The 17,188-nt window shown below is 64.4% G+C and carries 15 protein-coding genes; 4 read left to right on the top strand and 11 right to left on the bottom strand.

Annotation, left to right across the window (positions count from 1 at the left end; translation table 11 throughout):
- The 4 genes from ccmI to DIS04_RS19955 all read right to left on the bottom strand — a co-directional run.
- A partial coding sequence (gene ccmI / locus DIS04_RS19940) for a c-type cytochrome biogenesis protein CcmI (protein ID WP_111415554.1) occupies nucleotides 1-468 on the bottom strand: 468 nt, incomplete at its 3' end.
- Complete coding sequence (locus DIS04_RS19945) at nucleotides 465-947, bottom strand: cytochrome c-type biogenesis protein (protein WP_245904650.1); 483 nt, start codon at nucleotides 945-947, stop codon at nucleotides 465-467. The genes DIS04_RS19945 and ccmI, both read right to left, overlap by 4 nt.
- Nucleotides 947-1,525, bottom strand: coding sequence for a DsbE family thiol:disulfide interchange protein (locus DIS04_RS19950; RefSeq protein ID WP_111415543.1), 579 nt, complete (start codon nucleotides 1,523-1,525; stop codon nucleotides 947-949). Before DIS04_RS19950 ends, DIS04_RS19945 begins: the two co-directional genes overlap by 1 nt.
- The gene (locus DIS04_RS19955) at nucleotides 1,522-3,522 is read right to left on the bottom strand and encodes a heme lyase CcmF/NrfE family subunit (protein ID WP_111415544.1); all 2,001 of its coding nucleotides are present in this window, start codon (nucleotides 3,520-3,522) and stop codon (nucleotides 1,522-1,524) included. The genes DIS04_RS19950 and DIS04_RS19955 overlap by 4 nt, the downstream gene beginning before the upstream one ends.
- A 355-nt stretch (nucleotides 3,523-3,877) precedes the next feature.
- Between DIS04_RS19955 and DIS04_RS19960 the strand changes: the two genes are divergently transcribed.
- The gene (locus tag DIS04_RS19960; protein WP_111415555.1) at nucleotides 3,878-4,399 is read left to right on the top strand and encodes a peptidylprolyl isomerase; all 522 of its coding nucleotides are present in this window, start codon (nucleotides 3,878-3,880) and stop codon (nucleotides 4,397-4,399) included.
- Nucleotides 4,400-4,496: 97 nt separating this feature from the next.
- On the opposite strand, the gene DIS04_RS19965 is transcribed toward DIS04_RS19960, so the two are convergent.
- Both DIS04_RS19965 and hemE read right to left on the bottom strand, forming a co-directional pair.
- On the bottom strand, nucleotides 4,497-4,886 hold the full coding sequence (locus DIS04_RS19965) for a VanZ family protein (protein ID WP_111415545.1): 390 nt from the start codon (nucleotides 4,884-4,886) through the stop codon (nucleotides 4,497-4,499).
- Nucleotides 4,879-5,961: a uroporphyrinogen decarboxylase gene (gene hemE / locus DIS04_RS19970; RefSeq protein ID WP_111415546.1), complete on the bottom strand. Its 1,083-nt coding sequence runs from the start codon at nucleotides 5,959-5,961 to the stop codon at nucleotides 4,879-4,881. Before hemE ends, DIS04_RS19965 begins: the two co-directional genes overlap by 8 nt.
- Before the next feature lie 168 nt (nucleotides 5,962-6,129).
- On the opposite strand from hemE, the gene ribA reads away from it, so the two are divergent.
- The 3 genes from ribA to DIS04_RS19985 all read left to right on the top strand — a co-directional run bounded on the left by ribA (nucleotide 6,130) and on the right by DIS04_RS19985 (nucleotide 8,814).
- A complete protein-coding gene (gene ribA, locus DIS04_RS19975) occupies nucleotides 6,130-6,765 on the top strand; it encodes a GTP cyclohydrolase II (protein WP_111415547.1) in 636 nt (211 codons plus the stop codon).
- A gap of 37 nt (nucleotides 6,766-6,802) precedes the next feature.
- Nucleotides 6,803-7,474 (top strand): PAQR family membrane homeostasis protein TrhA, encoded by a 672-nt coding sequence (trhA, locus tag DIS04_RS19980; protein ID WP_111415548.1) that lies wholly within the window; start codon nucleotides 6,803-6,805, stop codon nucleotides 7,472-7,474.
- A 479-nt stretch (nucleotides 7,475-7,953) separates the two neighbouring features.
- On the top strand, nucleotides 7,954-8,814 hold the full coding sequence (locus DIS04_RS19985; RefSeq protein WP_111415549.1) for a dienelactone hydrolase family protein: 861 nt from the start codon (nucleotides 7,954-7,956) through the stop codon (nucleotides 8,812-8,814).
- A 352-nt stretch (nucleotides 8,815-9,166) separates the two neighbouring features.
- On the opposite strand, the gene DIS04_RS19990 is transcribed toward DIS04_RS19985, so the two are convergent.
- From DIS04_RS19990 to tssI, 5 genes are all read right to left on the bottom strand, one after another.
- Complete coding sequence (locus tag DIS04_RS19990; protein WP_162623131.1) at nucleotides 9,167-10,471, bottom strand: hypothetical protein; 1,305 nt, start codon at nucleotides 10,469-10,471, stop codon at nucleotides 9,167-9,169.
- A gap of 365 nt (nucleotides 10,472-10,836) precedes the next feature.
- The gene (locus DIS04_RS19995; protein ID WP_111415551.1) at nucleotides 10,837-11,571 is read right to left on the bottom strand and encodes a hypothetical protein; all 735 of its coding nucleotides are present in this window, start codon (nucleotides 11,569-11,571) and stop codon (nucleotides 10,837-10,839) included.
- A gap of 4 nt (nucleotides 11,572-11,575) precedes the next feature.
- A complete protein-coding gene (locus DIS04_RS20000; protein WP_111415552.1) occupies nucleotides 11,576-14,986 on the bottom strand; it encodes a T6SS effector BTH_I2691 family protein in 3,411 nt (1,136 codons plus the stop codon).
- Entirely contained in the window at nucleotides 14,979-15,902 is a 924-nt protein-coding gene (locus DIS04_RS20005) for a DUF4123 domain-containing protein (protein ID WP_111415553.1), read from the bottom strand. Before DIS04_RS20005 ends, DIS04_RS20000 begins: the two co-directional genes overlap by 8 nt.
- Nucleotides 15,903-17,188: type VI secretion system tip protein TssI/VgrG (gene tssI, locus DIS04_RS20010; RefSeq protein ID WP_162623132.1), on the bottom strand; the 1,286-nt coding region annotated here is incomplete at its 5' end. It abuts the gene before it with no gap.

The following is a 17,188-nucleotide window of genomic DNA, read 5'->3' on the forward strand; positions in this document are numbered from 1 at the left end:
CGCCAGGTGGCGGAACTCGCGCTGCAGGTCGGCCTCGTCGCGTGGCTCGGCGTCGGGCGCGACGGGCGGCGGCGTGCCCGCCGCAAAGACCTCCTCGGCGTGACCGACCGTCAGGTACAGGCCGGTGGCCAGGAACGGCAGCAGCGCCACACTGGCACAAGCCGCCACCAGCGGGGCGCGCCGCGAGGCGCGCCCTGCGCTGGCCGTCCACTCGTCGGCATCGATGGCGCCACTGTCGAGCAGCTCGCGCTCGAGGTCGGCCAGGGCGCTGTCGTGCTGGGCCCGGGTCAGGGTCCCCGCCGCCAGGTCCTGTTCGAGTTCGCGCACCCGGTCGCGGTGTACCGCCAGGTTGCTCGCCCGCCGCGACCGGGCCGCCTCGGCGCGCGGGGCGCGCAGCAGCGGGACGAGCACGAAGCCCAGCGCCATCGCGCACAGGCTCATGGCCAACAGCAGGAACAGTCCGTTCATTGTGGCCTCCCGGCGTCTTCGCCCTGGCGCAGCCGGTCGAGCATGGCGCGCTCTGCGGCGGTGAACTCGGCTCGCCCCACCCCGCCTCGGCGGCCCGCCACGACGCGCCACCAGACCACGCCGCCACCCAGCAGCAGCAGCGCGGGGCTGGCCCACAGCAGCAAGGTATTGGCCTGCAGCGGCGGGCGATAGCGCACGTAGTCGCCGTAGCGCTGGACCATGAAGTCGACGATCGCATCGGCGTCATGCCCCGCCAGGGTCATGTCGTAGACCCGGCGACGCATGTCGGCAGCGAGCTCGGCGTTGGATTCGTGGATGGTCTCGCTCTGGCACACCGTGCAGCGCAGCTCGCGCACCAGGCTGTCGTACTGGCGCCGCTGTGCCTCGCTGGAGAACTCCAGCGGCTGACCGATGGCCAGCGCCATGGCGAGCCCGGTGGGCAGCAGCCAGGCGAGCGGCAGGATAAGCAGGCGGGACATCATGATGGCGCGATCCTTTTGGCCTGGCGGGCGCGCCGCTCGGCGCGTGGAGTCTCCGCTCTCAGTCGCTCGATCAGGGGCAGCACCTCGTCGAGCAGCAGTTGGCGTGTCAGCGGCCCGATACGCTTGTAGCGGATCACCCCCTCGGCATCGAGCACGTAGGTTTCCGGCGTGGCGTAGACGCCCCAGTCGATGCCGGCATCGCCCACGGGGTCGTAGGCGATGGTGCGGTAGGGGTTGTCGCTGACGCTGAGGTAACGCAGCGCCGCATCGCGCTCGTCGCGATAGTTGAAGGCGTGAATGGGAATGCCGCCGCGGGCCAGCTCCATCAGCAGCGGCTTCTCCGAGCGGCAGGTGCTGCACCAGGTGGCCCAGACGTTGACCAGCGCCACCTCGCCGATGAAATCCTGCTCGGTCAGGATGACCTCGGCATCTTCCAGCGCCTCCAGCGCGAACGGCGGGGCCGGCTTGCCCACCAGCGGCGAGGGCAGATCGCGAGAATTCTGTCCCAGGCCCAGGAACAGCAGCCCGAGCAGGGCGGCCGTGGCCACCAGCGGTATCAACAAGCGCAGTTTCATCGGCTCGCCACCTCCCGAGGTTGCCCGGTCGCCGGCCCCGGCATGAGCCGGGCGGCACGGCTTGCGGCCAGGCGATAACGCTTGTCGCCGGCGGCCAGCAGGCCACCCAGGGCGAGCAGGAGGCCACCGCACCACATCCAGGCCATGTAGGGCTTGTAGTAGAGACGGAAGCTCCAGGCGCCGCCGTCGAGTCGCTCACCCAGCGAGACGTAGACGTCACGGGTCGGCGCGCGGTCAAGCGAGGCCTGATTCATCGGCATCTCGGCATGTGTGTCGTAGTAGCGTCGCTGCGGCGTGAGCCGCGCGACCGGCCGGCCCTCGCGGGCGACCTCGACCACCGCCTGGTCGGCTTCCCAGTTGGGCCCGCGAATGCGCTCCATGCGCTGCAGGGTGAAATCGTAGCCCGCCGCCGAGGCGCTCTGTCCCGGGGCCAGGCGCACGTCGCGCTCGACCTCGTAGGTGTTGACCATGGCGATCGCCACCACCACCAGCGCCAGCCCCCCATGAGCCAGGTGCATGCCGAGGAAGCTCGGTCGCATGGCCTTGCGCAACCGCGCGACGAGCGGCTGCCGCGCCGAGCCCAGGCGCTTCCTGATGTCGAGCAGCGCGGTGAGCACGATCCAACACGCCAGCATCAGCGAAAGGGCCGTCAGCGGGTGCCAGGCCCCCAGGCTGAGCGGCCACAGCCCACCGGCCACCACACTGATCAAGAGTACCCAGCGCAGCTGGCGGAAGGCCTCCCCCGGATTCGCCTGCTTCCAGGCTACCGCCGGTCCGAGGCCGACCAGCAGCAGCAGCGGCAGCATCAGTGGGGCGAACACCGCATCGAAATAGGGCGGCCCCACCGAGATCTTGCCCAGGCCGAGGGCGTCCAGCGCCAGCGGGTAGAGGGTGCCGATGAACACCGCCACGCAGGCCACCGTCAGCAGCACGTTGTTGGCCAGCAGCAGCGATTCGCGCGAGCACCAGGCGAAGCCGCCGCCGAGCCCCACCCGCGGCGCCCGCCAGGCGTAGACGGTCAGCGAGCCGAACAGGGTCAGGGTGAGCAGCCCGAGCAGGAACACGCCGCGCTCCGGGTCGGTGGCGAAGGCGTGCACCGAGGTGATCACCCCCGAGCGCACGATGAAGGCGCCGAGCACGGTCAGGGCGAAGGTGACGATGGCCAGCAGCAGGGTCCAGACCTTGAAGCCGCCGCGCTTCTCGGTCACCGCCAGGGAGTGCAGCAATGCGGTGGCGGTGAGCCAGGGCAGGAAGGAGGCGTTCTCCACCGGGTCCCAGAACCACCAGCCGCCCCAGCCCAGCTCGTAGTAGGCCCACCAGGCGCCTACCGCGATGCCCAAGGTGAGGAAGACCCAGGCCAGCGTGGTCCAGGGGCGCGACCAGCGCGCCCAGGCAGGGTCGAGGCGGCCACCGAGAAGGGCGGCCATGGCGAAGGCGAAGACCACGGCGGTGCCCACGTAGCCCATGTAGAGCAGCGGCGGGTGCAGGATCATGCCGGGGTCCTGAAGCAGCGGGTTCATGCCGCGGCCCTCCCCGGGGCCCGGCACGATGCGCTCGAACGGGTTGGAAGTGAACAGCGTGAAAGCGATGAAGCCCACCCCGACCATGCCCAGCACGGCCAGCACCCGGGCCAGCATCTCGCGGGGCAGCGACTGGCTGAAACCGGCCACCGCGGCCCCCCACGCGCCCAGCAGGAAGACCCACAGCAGCAGCGAACCCTCGTGGCCGCCCCACACCGCCGTGAGCCGATAGATGAGCGGCTGCTCGAGGCTGGAATGGCCGGCGACGTAGCGCACGGTGAAGTCGCCGGCGACGAAGGCCCAGGCCAGCACGGCGAGCGAGAGCGAGAGGAACACGAACTGGCCGGCGGCCAGGGAGCGGGCGCTGCGCATCAGGCGGGCATCGCCGAGCCGGGCGCCGAGCAGCGGCAGCACGCTCTGGGCCAGAGCCAGGCACAGCGCCAGGACAAGGGCAAAGTTACCGAGTTCCGCCACCATGGGCCGACACCTCCCGCCTTCCCGACGACGGCGCCATGGACGCCTGCCGAGCATTGAGCCTGGTTCGTGACCGAGGCGTTCAAGCACTGGGAAAGGGGCAGCCTCGGCCGGCATGAGCGAATGGTCCGACCAAAGCGGCAAAAAGACCATACCAGATACTTCTTTTCACGGGCGGGTTGTGATCCAGGTCAAACAATCGGGCGTGGCCGGATGTCGCGCCCCGAATCGCGCGGCGAGGGCCTGACAGCGGGTGCAACTGAACGTAAGCTAGGCGCATCGTTGTCACCTCGCCCTACAGGAGCCTCCCGTGCCGAAGCGAACCCTGCTCTCCCTGCTCGCCGCGGCCAGCCTGCCGCTGGCCGCCGCCCATGCCGACGCCGCCGACGTGGTGCTGCACACCAACCACGGCCCCATCGCCATCGAGCTGTTCCAGGAGCAGGCGCCCGAGAGCGTCAACAACTTCCTCACCTACGTGCAGGAAGGTCACTACGATGGCACCCTGTTCCATCGCGTGATCGACGGCTTCATGATCCAGGGCGGTGGCTTCGACCAGGAATTCACCCAGAAGCCGACCCGCGCACCGATCACCAACGAGGCCGACAATGGCCTGCGCAACGAGCGCGGCACCCTGGCCATGGCACGTACCGGCGATCCGCACTCGGCCACCTCGCAGTTCTTCATCAACGTCAACGACAACCGCTTCCTCGACCATCAGGGCACCCATTCCGGCCAGGCCTGGGGCTATGCGGTGTTCGGTCGCGTGGTGGAAGGCATGGACGTGGTCGATGCCATCAAGCGGGTTCCCACCGGCAGCCGCGGCCCGTTCCAGGACGTGCCGCGCGAGCCCGTGGTCATCGAGCGTGCCGAAGTTCAGTGAGCCAGCAAGACATGAGCCAATAGCCGCCCAGACGCAGCGAGGCCCCGCCATCCCTCGATGACGGGGCCTCGCCGTATGGCTTATCAGTCCTGCCTGGCTAGGGTCGCAGCAGGAAGCGACGCGCACCGGCCAGGGTTAACACGGCCGCGGCCGCCCCCAGGCTATTGGCCAGGATGTCGGCCCAGTCGCCGCCGCTGCGCCCCGGTACCGGGACCTGCAGGAACTCGATGCAGATGCCGTAGAGCGTGACGACGATGAAGGTGCGCCCCAGCGGCAGCCCGGAAAGGCCGGCCAGCCCCGCCAGCCCGGCATAGCCGACGAAATGGTTGAGCTTGTCCCACGGCAAGCGGCTGGGCATCTCGTCGCCCGGGGTCAGGCTGCCTACCGCGATGGCCACGGCCGCCAGCACGGCCAGCACCGCCCACAGGCGGTGCCGCTTTCTCTCCAAACCCCAGGCCAGCCGCCGGAGCCAACCGGCCTCAGGCATTCTGGTACTGGATGGCACGGTGGTAGCGCGGGCTCAACTCGTGCAGCGCCTCCATGAAGGCAGTGACATTGTCCGGGTCGGTGAACTGGCTGATGCCGTGGCCCAGGTTGAACACGTGGCCCGGCCCGTGGCCGTAGCTGTCGAGGATACGCGCCACCTCGGCACGAATGGCCGCCGGGCGGGCGAACAGCACGTTGGGATCGAGGTTGCCCTGCAGCGCCACCTTGTGACCGACCCGGGCGCGGGCATCGGAAAGCTCGGTGGTCCAGTCGATGCCCACGGCATCCGGCCCCGCCAGGGTGATGTCCTCGAGCCACTGGCCGCCGTTCTTGGTGAACAGGATCACCGGCACGCGCTTACCCTCGTGCTCACGGATCAGCCCGGCGACGATCTGCTCCATGTAGCGCAGCGAGAACTCCAGGTAGGCCGGCGTGGAGAGCACCCCGCCCCAGGTGTCGAAGATCTGCACCGCCTGGGCGCCGGCGCGGATCTGCGCGTTGAGGTAGTCGGTCACCGCGCTGGCCAGGGTATCGAGCAGGTCGTGCATCACGCTGGGCGTGTCGTAGAGCATGGTCTTCACGTGGCGGAAGTCCTTGCTCGAACTGCCTTCCACCATGTAGGTGGCCAGCGTCCAGGGACTGCCCGAGAAGCCGATCAGCGGCACCCGGCCGTTGAGTTCGCGGCGAATGGTCGACACCGCGCGCATGACGTAGTCGAGGTCGCGCTCGGCATCGGGCAGAGCGAGCGCCGCGACGTCCTCGGCGCTGCGCACCGGCTTGCGGAACTTGGGCCCCTCGCCCGTCTCGAAGTAGAGGCCCAGCCCCATGGCGTCGGGGATGGTGAGGATATCGGAGAACAGGATGGCGGCATCCAGCGGGTAGCGCTCCAGCGGCTGCAGCGTCACCTCGCAGGCCAGCTCGTGGTTGCGGCACAGGTCCATGAAGTCACCGGCTTCGGCGCGGGTGGCGCGGTACTCCGGCAGGTAGCGACCGGCCTGGCGCATCATCCATACCGGCGTGCGGTCCACCGGCTGACGCATCAGGGCGCGCAGAAAGCGATCGTTCTTGAGATCCATGCAGTCAATCATCCACAGGAAATGTCGGCCTATTGTAGCGCATCATTTTTCGCTCGGCTTGACCCGGGCCAAGTTCGCCAGCGCCGCACAATCGTGAGCCGGGCCGGCGTTCCTGATAGAATGCGGGATTCACTTCCGGCATCGCCGTGGTCTTGACCGAGGTACCCCGTGACCATTCGATTCATCGCCGCCTCCCGGCTGCCCACCCCCTGGGCCACCTTCACCATGCACGGCTTCGAGGACGAGGCCACCGGCAAGGATCATATCGCCCTGACCCTGGGCGACGTGGCCGACGGCGAGCCGGTGCTCGGCCGGGTGCATTCGGAGTGCCTGACCGGCGACGCCCTGTTCTCCATGCGCTGCGACTGCGGCTACCAGCTGCAGGAGGCGCTCAAGCGCATCGCCGACGAAGGGCGTGGCGTGCTGCTCTACCTGCGCCAGGAGGGCCGCGGCATCGGCCTGCTCAACAAGATCCGCGCCTATCACCTGCAGGATCAGGGGGCTGACACCGTGGAAGCCAACGAGCGCCTCGGCTTCGGCGCCGACCTGCGCCGCTACGACCTCTGCGTGCCGATGCTCGCGCACCTGGGCGTCAACGGTATGCGGCTGATGACCAACAACCCGCGCAAGGTCGATGCCTTGACCAAGGAGGGCATCGCCATCGCGGAACGCGTACCCCTGACCACGGGTCTCAATCCTCATAACGAGCACTATCTCTCCACCAAGGCCGGCAAGCTGGGCCACATGATGGCGCTGGGCGACTTCACCCAGGCCAGCGACGTGGATATCGAACGCAAGCCCTGAGCCGAGATGGCATCGGGGCGCCCTGACGGAGACGCCCATGCCACCCACCGGAAGCTCAGGCGGCCATCGCCACCACCTCGTCGAGGAGCTGCTCAACAGCATCAGCCACGGCATCGGCGCGGCGCTGAGCCTGGCCGGCGTGATCGTGCTGCTGGTACTGGCCAGCATGGCGGCCCACGTGGACCCGTGGAAGATCGTCGGCATCAGCCTCTACGGCGTGACCCTGGTGCTTCTCTATACCGCCTCGACCCTCTACCACGGAGTTCGCCACCCGCGGCTCAAGCGCATGTTCCAGCACCTGGACCACTGCGCCATCTACCTGCTGATCGCCGGCACCTACACGCCCTTCCTGCTGGTCAACATGCGCAGCACCACCGGCTGGACGCTGTTCGCCATCGTCTGGAGCCTGGCGCTGGCCGGCATCGCCTGCAAGCTCGCCTGGCCCCACCGCTTCAGCGTATTGCGGGTGGCGATCTATCTGGTCATGGGCTGGCTGATCGTGTTCGCCAGCGACGAGCTGAGCGCCAGCCTGCCCACCGCCGGCATCGCCCTGCTCGCCGCCGGCGGTATCACCTACACCCTGGGCGTGATCTTCTTCGCCCTCAGCGTGATCCCCTTCAACCACGCCATCTGGCACCTGTTCGTGCTGGGTGGCAGTACCTGCCACTACTTCGCGGTATACGCCGCGGTGCTGCCGTTCGGGAGCTGAGCCGGCAGGCCAAAGGCGCAGCGGCGATCCACAACCTCGCCACCGTGTAAGCAATTTCTTACAAAATTAATCGACAATGTCTTACACGATTCTTGACCCAGGTTAACGTCGGCGGCCTGCCGAAGTCGGCACAGTGGAGGCGTACTGAGCACGGAGGCTCAGCCAGGGACGACCGAGTCAGGATGACTCGTATCCAGGGAAGCTCGAGCGGAAAGGAGCTCGAGGCGGAAGTAAGGAAGCGAAGATACAGCCCGGCCGCAAGGCCGGGTTTTTCGTTGCGCCCCGCTGACTTTCCCAACCGCCGGCCACGCAGGCCGGGCACCGCGTCAGGCCAGCCGGGGCAGAGCAAACCGAAGCCCTCGCACCACCGTTGCCACTCGCTGCCGCGGCAGATATCCCCGCAGGCGGCTATGTTAGGAGAAGACGGCCCATCTGCCTCCCCAGACCCGACAAAGAAAAATGAGCAAGGAGAGCTTCATATGCGCACACTGTTCTCGCTCCTGTGCCTGACAACTGGAATGGTGGCAGGCTCGGCTATGGCCCAGGAGGTCAACCTACCGCCAGAGCTCGAAATGGAGTCCGAGACGGCATTCGTCACTGCATGGGGGCCACGCGTCGAAGGCGAGAGCTTCGAGTATTCCACCGGCGGCGAAACCTACCAGGGCTACCTGGCGCGCAACGTCAACGACGAGCGACCACGGCCGGCAGTGCTGGTGGTGCACGAGTGGTGGGGGCTCGACGATTATGCCCGTGCACGTGCCGACCAGCTCGCCGCGTTGGGTTTCGTGGCATTGGCGGTGGACATGTATGGCGGTGGCCAGGTTGCCACGCACCCCGATGAAGCGGGGGGGTTCTCCTCGCAAGTCATGCAGGATTGGCCAGCCGCGCGCGCCAGGTTTGAAGCGGCCATGACCCAGCTGCGCCAGCATCCTGCCGTGGCGGATACCGGCATGGCGGCCATCGGCTACTGCTTCGGCGGTAGCGTGGTGATGAACATGGCGCTCTCCGGTATGCCGCTCGAGGCCGCCATCAGCTTCCACGGCGATCCCTCGCTGGCAGCCTCCGCCCGCGGGGAGTTCGATGGGGCGGTGCAGATTCACAATGGCGGCGCAGACTCGCTCGTCGAGCGTAACGACCTGTCGGCCATGGCGCGTGCGCTCGAGGCGCAAGGTGCCGAGGTCGATGTCATCACATACCCCCAGGCACTTCATGGCTTCACCAACCCCGGCGCCGACGCAATGAGCAAGGAATTCAACTTGCCGGTTGGCTACAACGCCGCCGCCGACGCCTCCTCCTGGCAATCCGCGCTGCTGTTGCTGGATCGAGCCCTCAACCAGTAATCCATACCAGCGGACAGGAGGCCTCACACCCATGCGGTACTGTCCGGGCAGGCAAGGATGCCAAGCAGAAGCCCTCCATCGGTTGCAACATCCAATGGAAGTGAAGCGTAAACGAGGTGAATACGCCTGACTTGCTACAGGTTAACGCGCAAGTCATGTCCTGTTGGCAGAATGAAGCCGTACTGGGCAAGGAGGCTCAGCCAGGGACGACCGAGTCAGGAAGGCTCGATATCCAAGGATGCTCGGGGTGGAAGGATGCCCGAGAAGGATGTAAGGAAGCGAAGCTCCAGCCCGGCCGCCAGGCCGGGCTTTTCATTGTCTGGGCAACACTCAGGCCACCACACCTTGCACATCAGGCAGGCCAGGGCGCACTGGGATAGGCCGCCTTCGGCGCCTCGCCGGCACTGGGTTGCCCGAAGCGTTCTTCAACCGGCCCCAGATCGAGGAAGGTCTCGCCACGCTCGTAGGCGGCCTCTACCTGACGGGTCAGTTCGGTGAGTGCCGCCGAGGGCCTGGCCCATTCGGATTCGGGAAGCGGTTGGGACCACTCCTGTACCCAGCCCTTGGGGCTGGCCTTGGGCAGCACATGCTTGACGCGGTACTCGGTGTACCAACTGGCGAAGTAGGCCAGTTCCATCCAGCACTTGAGGCGGTAGCGCCAGAACGGCTTGCCCTCCCGCTCATGGCGCTTCCGTTGCCGGGCCATCTCTTCCTTGTACCAGGCCACGCTGTAGTCGTCGGCGCGTTCGGGTGCCGCCTCGGGGCCCTCTTCCATATAGCGACGGATCAGCTCCCATTGCATCATCGCCATCTGCAGGCCGGTCATGCCGGCCGAGACACCGGCCCCGGCCAGGCTGTAGCCCGGCCGCTCGGGGTCCGGCGGCAGGATGTGCAGTTCCCAGCCCAACCCCGCCGGCCCACCGACGGTGACGGCCATGTTGCGGGTCGCCACCGCCACCACGTCTTCCCAGGGAACGAAGACGGTCTCCTTGCGCCAGCCGGCCAGGCACCGCACCCAGCGGTAGAAGAGGACATAACCGATGGCCAGAGCAGGCAATATTACCAGGTGAGCAGTCGCCATCAGCGCAATACCCTGGCGATCGAACATATGCATCTCGCCTCCGAGTCCACCGAAACTGACCAATGTTAAAAAGCCACTACTTGCAAACAGCGCAAACCAGAAGCCATACATCAGGTGCGCGCTGGGGGCCGGCAAGAAAACCTTTCGCCCGGGGCGTTCCACCACGAAGGCCACTTCGCGGCGCTGACGATGGAAGCGCACCGGGGCGGAACCGCGGATAAAGAGATCGGGGATAACGAGCAGCGCCCCGAAGAACAGCAGGCCCGCATAGGCGCCCCCCCCCCAGATACCCAGCGCATCGCCCCAGGTAAAGCCGCCATAAAAGACCATAAAGACAGCTGAGGCCCAGACAAAAATAAAAAAGAGCATCACCCAAACTGCCGCCCCTCCCAATGCCAGCATGCCGTTGCGGCTGACGTTAAGCAGCAGATCCAGCGTCGCCTCGTCGCGGCGATGGACCAGCCGGCCGATATCCGCCCCGCTGCCCGCCGTGGACCCCAGGGGGATGGGCCGGGGGCTCAAGGCATAGAGCTCGTTGGGGCCGCGTGTCAGATGCTCGCCGGCGCGCAGCGCCATGGCGGGCGCTTCCTGTTCCTTGGCTGTAGTGGTCATGGACCTTCCTGCATTTCATGGTACCCGTGTTAATGCCAAAGCTACGCATGAACCCCACGCTACCGCCGGGAAAGACGCTTGACGTTTGTCCTGATATCTGACGCTTTTCGCCCTGCGGCGCTGTTACAGGCAACAGCGGGGCAGGGCCTTATGAAGGCCCGATGTTTGACTCGATCGCTGCGGCTCACGCAGACGGATGATCTTAGGTGACGTTCGAACGACCCTCGGGCACCTCGCTACAGCCCCGCCAAAATAAACGGCTCGCTTGAAGGCATAACTATGCTATTCGAACCTGAGGTTCTGCTGTAGCCCACCACAGCTACAGCCCCTCAGATATCGATTTTTCCCTCTTCGTATTTCGCATTGGGGAGGTGCTTTCTGAAGAATTGAATCCTCTTTTCAAGCTCATCGCCATGGCAATAAACAAGGTGGGTAAGCGGCCTGTATCGAGAGTTCTTGCTGTAGGGCTTCCATTGATAGGTCAATGAAATGATATTACGCTTTCTCCATACCCTTATGATCTCCGTTTTTTTCCACTCCATCTCATCATGCCGACTGTTTCGTTGCATCCTTTGGTACTCATCCGACGACCCCATCATCCAGGCCATCAAGCCGATGCCGAGCGGGCCGATGGCGGTAATGGCCAACCCTGGGTCCATCAGGATAACAACCCCCACTATCGGTAAAAGAATGATCGACAGCCACTTCAATACCGGCTTGACGGAGTCGATTTGTGGCTTCCACGAACAGACTTCGGCGCTCGTCTCCGTAAAGCGGTAGACGATGATAGTGGTTTGATGAGTCATGCTCATGGTTATTAGCAGACTTATTAAAAAAGCTACACCAGTCATTAAGAGACTCGCCGACATAGATTCAAAATCCCAAGCGAACCCGAACAATACACTTATGGAAAAAAAAATAGCTGCCAAAATTGAGAAAAGAATGTTGGCAACGAAAGTGTTATAGTCCCGTGCTCGAATCTGCCAGCTCATGACTGCCGGCTCATCGGCGTGCTTCCAGGGCATCAGGGCTACATAGTCCTGCTTGGGTTGGATAAACCACATGACCTTATCCTTGCTCTTCAGGGGTAAGAGGCACCATGAGTTCGAGGCGGGCTGGCACTCTGATGCCCCGACCTTCCTCGCTATTTGGCTCGATCTCCTTCTTGCCGCTTGCGGCGCGAGGTTTGTAGAAGGTGAAGTCTGAACGGCCTTCGGGCGATGAGAGCAGCGACTCGGAATAGTCTACCGTCAGAGTGAAAGATGCATCTTCTTCCTGCTCGCTGGCGGGTATCCAGGCCTGCCAAACGCGCAGGTCCGATGCCTCATAACGAGAGGCGGCGGGCAGAGCCTCTCGATTGACCCCATGTTGAAATAGGCTTGCTTCGAAGCTGTTAGCCGGAGCCCAAAAGCCGCCCCCGGCAAGTTCGGATACCTTGACGGTTTCTCCAGCCAGCGCCGCGGGTAAGGCCAATTGAACCCAAAAGCCTTGATGAGTGGTTGTGATGCTGCCGGTTCCCCAGTAGGAGCTTGATGATGAATCGAACTCCACGTCAGCGACGTTCGTCAGTTTAACGGAGGGTTGTAACAAGACCTCCATCAAGTTTCGCCATTCGTCCTTACGCCCTTCGTCAGTATCCGGCCACTCGGGGCCGGCCTTGCCCCAGGTGCTCTTATAGAGCCAACTGCGGGGACCCTCGCGATTATAGCGGGCGGCGATATGGGAAGCCAGCAGGTAGATTGCCCCCACAGTAAACAGGGTGATGGTGGCCCAAGACGCCATGATCCAGCCGAAGGCAAACCATTTGCCCGCTATAGCTCCAGCAAGCTGAACGCCTGCAGCCACTCCCATGGAGAATGTCGCAAGCCCCTTTACCATAAGCGCCGAGCGCTCGATACCACTTGTCGCCCTGCCATAGTCCTGATAAATCTGCCAGGTTTCCAGTCCTGCGGAAATCGCCCCGATGGCCGCCAAACCGGCCGCACGGGTAGCGAGTTTAGCAGCTAAGCGTGACGCTGAGGCTCTATTACCTTTGCTCCACGCGTTGATAGAAGCGTCAGCAAGCCGAATCATCTTACCATCAAGTCTAAAAGCTTCTTTTGCTGCTCGATTCCAGAACGGCATTACCCAAATCGCCATTACTGCACCGGCGGCGTAACCTGCGGTAATGCCAAGATTCCTCAGCTCCTCCTCGCTGACCCCTTCCGTTTGGGCGGTGCGAACTGCATCCATGAAGTTGTAAAGATTGAGGCCCGCAATCAATAGCGCCAAGCCGCCACCCAGCCGCTCTAGGCCACTCTTCAAGTGCTGACGGGCCGCACGAGCACCTCCTTGTAGCTTGAGGCGATGCTGTTCACGCAGTTCGCGGTAGCCCAAGCTGCCGAGGTTGTCGGCGCGCGCCTGATTGCCTGGAAAGCTGTGACCGCCCGGCTCATTCATGGCGGCCGTGACACGCTTTGGCTCGTTATACGCATGCTCCCGACGCTGCTGTTCGAGCTGCTCCAGGTTTCGCAATTGTGATCGGCGATCATGGGGGCTATAGCCAGGACGTTGGCTGACCCTGCGGGCGTCACGAATTCGCCTGGCGAGCAATTGATCCTGCGCCCGCCACTGCCTATGCTTGGCCTCGAACTCGGGATCCAGCACCAGTTCCGAGGTGGCCAGATCCGGATGCACGAGAACCACCCACATGGAATGAGACAGCGCTTTTGCGGCCTGTTCTACGGAAACTTGTCCACCCGCACGCAAAGCAGGCAGAAACTGGTAGGCAATCGTTTCCCAGGCCTTTCTCGATGGCCCATTAACTACCTCGCGAAGCGTATCGAGGGCTTCCTTCACGTGAGGGGCCAGCTCCTGATAGGCTTTGCTGTTTTGCACGCTTTCCAGCTTGAGCACACCGACGGTTGCATTTAATAAAGTTGCTGTGCTGGAGGCTGAGATGCCGCTTTCCGTAGGCTCGCCATCGGCGGTACCGCTCAGGATGTAATTTTGGGAAATCGTATCGATGGCCGCGGCAAAAGCCGGATCGAAGTTCATCATCGCCAAGCCGATCAGCGAGTCACGCTCACGGAAGGTGCCGTCCAGCCATACCCGACCCTCCGAGCTCATGCCCAATGTTTCGATCACCAAACTGGCAAATTCAAGCATTGCTTGGCTCTGTATGGGGCTACAGGTGTCGAAGCAGAGCTCTTGTGCCGATATGGGCAGCCGCTCCAGCCAGGCGATTACGTCGGTCAGGCTATTCTCGATATGGGCCTGCAGGCGCTCCTGACGCGGACCATGCTCGGCGAGACAGTCGATGACCTCATCGAGCTTCACATCTAAGCGGGGATGTTCCTTGGCATGCCATGCCTCGTACTGCGGACTGTTGCGGCCTGGCGGGTTAGCCATGCCAAGCTCGCGTAACTCCTCGCGCAGCCGCCTGGTCTGCATTTCCCTGGCGACCAGAGTGTGGTCCGATCCATGATCCATACTGGCCAGGGCGTCGAGCAGCTCTCCTGTCTTGACGATCGCCTCGCGGTAGCGCTCTGGGTCGTGGCGAACTTCCTCGTCGACCAGATCATCAATATCAACCAGGCACAGCTCCTGTACGACCCGTGCCGTTTGTAGCTTGTGGCCATGCTCGTCGGTGAAATGCTCGAGTTCCATTTCGCGCCCGAGCAGGTTCATGGTCAGGTCGTCGACGATCCCCAGCGGATCGTCCAGGGCGACGAAGAGAGCCTGATCCTTGTCGGGTACCTGGGCCAGCACGGCGTTCTGATCGATCTCGGGCTTATGCGCCAGGGAGACATCTTCCGTCTCTTCCTCTCCCTCCTGCTCCTCCTGGGTGAGCGTGCGTGTCATCACCGTGGTCGAGTCGAAGTCGCTAACCGCACCCTGCGGGGTGATGTCGGCCAGGTGCTGCCCCAGCTCGTTCAGTGGCCCTACGTGGGCGGTGTTCTCGGGGTCTACGATGGCCGAGCGTATGTTGAGCGGCCGCATGAAGCGTCGGCGAGCATCCACGTTCGAGCGCATGTGCTCGCAGATTCGCCAGGTCCACTGGGCGGGAGAGTAGGCAAGCCAAATCCGGCTACGGCAGGGGTACAGCAGGTAGGGTTTGCTCTCCCCGTTGCCTTCGCGCTCATCGGGTCGGGTCTCGTTGATGTCTTCGGGCCAGGGAATCCGCGTGAACTGATGCCCCTCGATGCGATACTCGTGGAAGTTTCGGTCGATTTCATCCCAAACGTAGAGCCAGCCATCGCGGAGTTGACGCAGCGTGTAGCTGCGCGTGTGCAGCTCAGGGTAGCCGTGCCGTTGCCAGGATTCGGCCAAGGGATGCGGCCCTTGGGCCTCCTCTCTCTCGCTCGACGCCTCATCGATGGCATAGCGCACCGGGAAGATGGCGCATTCGAGATACAGTGGGCACATGCTGGTGGCGCCGAAGGGAGTCTCGCCGAACTCGGCGTCGCGCGCATCCTGTTGGGCTTGTCGATCAGACATGGTGTGACTTCCTTGTTGTCTCGTTGTTAGCCTCCTGGGTCCCCTCGGTCGAGCGACACCAGGCATCCAACTCGTACAGCTGCTGTTGTTGGGGCAACCTGCTACGGGATGGATCTTGAGCCATCCAGCGAGCATAGGGACCGGTCGGAGCCGTCATGAAGCCTGCCCCCCCGTGCAGGCTCAGTTCCACCCAGATGGCGAGTTGCCGCTCCGTCTGTGCCCCCCAGGCCAGGCTCTCATTCAGGCGCGACTCCAGCCAATCGCCTCTTCTCTCTACGGCCAGCCTTGACCAGGCCTCACCGGCATGGCGCTCGAAATACTCCGCCAAGCGCTCCTTGAACTGCCAACGCGCCACCGCGTCCAGGGCGTCGAGCTGCGGCGAGGCGAAGTGATGGGGTGAGCGCACTAGCTGATCGTCAGAAGGTGCCTGGCCGGCCTCCACCTCAAACGTTCTCCAAACCGGGCCTTCATGCTTGTTCCAGGCCGGCGCCCATTGCGCCACTCGCCAGGTGTCGATCGGCCCCATCACGTCGGCCGGCGCACTCTCGCCATAGCTCGCCAGCCAATGTCTCAGCACCAGCGGATCGGCGAATCTGAGCAGGCGCTGCGCCCCGTCGACCTCGATCTCCACGAAACCCAGCAGGTGGTCTACCAGTTCTTCGGTGGTCGCCGCACTCGCGATCAGTGACATGGCTCTTGTCAGCTCACCCTCCCCCTCGGCAAGAATTTCGTCGACGAAACGACGTCCTTTGGGTGCCACCAGAATCGGCCCTTCCGCCGCGACGTCCTTGAAACGAGTCAGCAGGTACAACGGCACAATCTCGACGAGATCGTCGCGCGAATACAACCGCCTGAGGGCATCGGGATAGCGCACCCCATCCACCAGCACATGTGTGATACGGCCCGGCTCGCCCACTTATGCCCCCTCCTGGCCGTTACCTGCCTCGCAGATCTCACAGCTGGCCGGCGCCTTTAAAAGCGATGTGAGCTGGGCGCGGCGCTGAATAGGTGCCACGGCCTCGTGCGATTCGCCGGTCGCCTCTCGCGGCAGCGCCGGTGCCTGGGCCGCCTGGCCGGAGCCTGAGCCGGGGCTGCCTCCGGAGTTGACCTTGACCTGGGTGCCGACGATGGTCACGCCGCTGGGGTCGAGCTTGACGAAGCTGCCGCCGGCCTTGAGGGTGATCTCGGCGCCGGCTTCGATCACCACCTTCATGCCCGCCTTGTGGTGGATCTCCTGGCCGGCTTCGACCAGCTGGGCGCGGCCGTATTTCTCGTGACGGCTGGCGTCGACGATCAGGTGATCGTCGCCGTCGACCTGGGTGTGGCGGCTGCCGTGCACCGTCAGGTGATCGCCGGCGTGGATCTCGCCGATGCGGTCGTGGTGCACGGTGAGGAAGCTGTCGTTGCCGATCTCTTCGGTGCGGTCATTGTTGGTCAGCAGCTCCAGGTCCTTCTGGGCGTGGAGCCAAATCTGCTCCTGGCCGGCCTGGTCTTCGAAGCGAAGTTCGTTGAAGCCTTCGCCCTGGTGGCTCTGGGTGCGGATGACGGTGCGCGTCTTGTGCTCGGGCAGCGCGTAGGGCGGCGTGTTGACGGCGTGGTAGGTGCGCCCGGTGATCAGCGGCTGATCGGGGTCGCCCTCGAGGAACGACACCACCACCTCGTGGCCGATCCGCGGGATGGCGATGCTGCCGTAACCACCGCCGGCCCAGCCCTGGGAGACGCGCACCCAGGCGCTGGCGGTCTCATTGGGTTCGGCGTAGCGATCCCAGGGGAACTGCACCTTGACCCGGCCGTGCTCGTCGCAATAGATCTCCTCGCCCTCGGGGCCGACGACGAAGGCGATCTGCGGCCCGTCGACGCGGGGCTTGGGATTGGGCTTGGGGCGCCAGGCGCGGTCGGCGGGGGTGAGGATCAGTTCGTTGTCGAACTTGGTCATGCCCTCCGAGCCTGCCCGACCCCGCAGGCCAAGGCCCGCCGCATCACCCTGGCTCTCTTGAAGCACTATGCCGTCCTCCTCCAGGGCCTGGGGCTGGCTGCCGTGGTGGGTGACCTTGACCACCTGCCAGTCGCGGTTGAGCTCGTCGAGGTCGTGGTCGGTGAGGGTGAACTTGACCCCCGGGGCCAGCTCGGGCAGGTTGCTTTCGGCGGCGCAGGTCAGGGCGTCGCTTCTCAGGTGCTCGAGGCGAATGCGGGTGAAGGCCT

It is taken from the genome of Billgrantia lactosivorans (genome assembly GCF_003254665.1).
Classification (GTDB): Bacteria; Pseudomonadota; Gammaproteobacteria; order Pseudomonadales; family Halomonadaceae; genus Halomonas; species Halomonas lactosivorans.

Bases quoted from the DNA above. Each gene is read 5' to 3' on its own strand.
- DIS04_RS19955 (WP_111415544.1), bottom strand. From the start codon at position 3,522: ATGGTGGCGGAACTCGGTAACTTTGCCCTTGTCCTGGCGCTGTGCCTG.
- DIS04_RS19950 (WP_111415543.1), bottom strand. From the start codon at position 1,525: ATGAAACTGCGCTTGTTGATACCGCTGGTGGCCACGGCCGCCCTGCTC.
- hemE (WP_111415546.1), bottom strand. From the start codon at position 5,961: ATGGATCTCAAGAACGATCGCTTTCTGCGCGCCCTGATGCGTCAGCCG.
- DIS04_RS19965 (WP_111415545.1), bottom strand. From the start codon at position 4,886: ATGCCTGAGGCCGGTTGGCTCCGGCGGCTGGCCTGGGGTTTGGAGAGA.
- DIS04_RS19990 (WP_162623131.1), bottom strand. From the start codon at position 10,471: ATGGCGCTGCGCGCCGGCGAGCATCTGACACGCGGCCCCAACGAGCTC.
- trhA (WP_111415548.1), top strand. From the start codon at position 6,803: ATGCCACCCACCGGAAGCTCAGGCGGCCATCGCCACCACCTCGTCGAG.
- DIS04_RS19995 (WP_111415551.1), bottom strand. From the start codon at position 11,571: ATGTGGTTTATCCAACCCAAGCAGGACTATGTAGCCCTGATGCCCTGG.
- DIS04_RS19945 (WP_245904650.1), bottom strand. From the start codon at position 947: ATGTCCCGCCTGCTTATCCTGCCGCTCGCCTGGCTGCTGCCCACCGGG.
- DIS04_RS19985 (WP_111415549.1), top strand. From the start codon at position 7,954: ATGCGCACACTGTTCTCGCTCCTGTGCCTGACAACTGGAATGGTGGCA.
- DIS04_RS20000 (WP_111415552.1), bottom strand. From the start codon at position 14,986: ATGTCTGATCGACAAGCCCAACAGGATGCGCGCGACGCCGAGTTCGGC.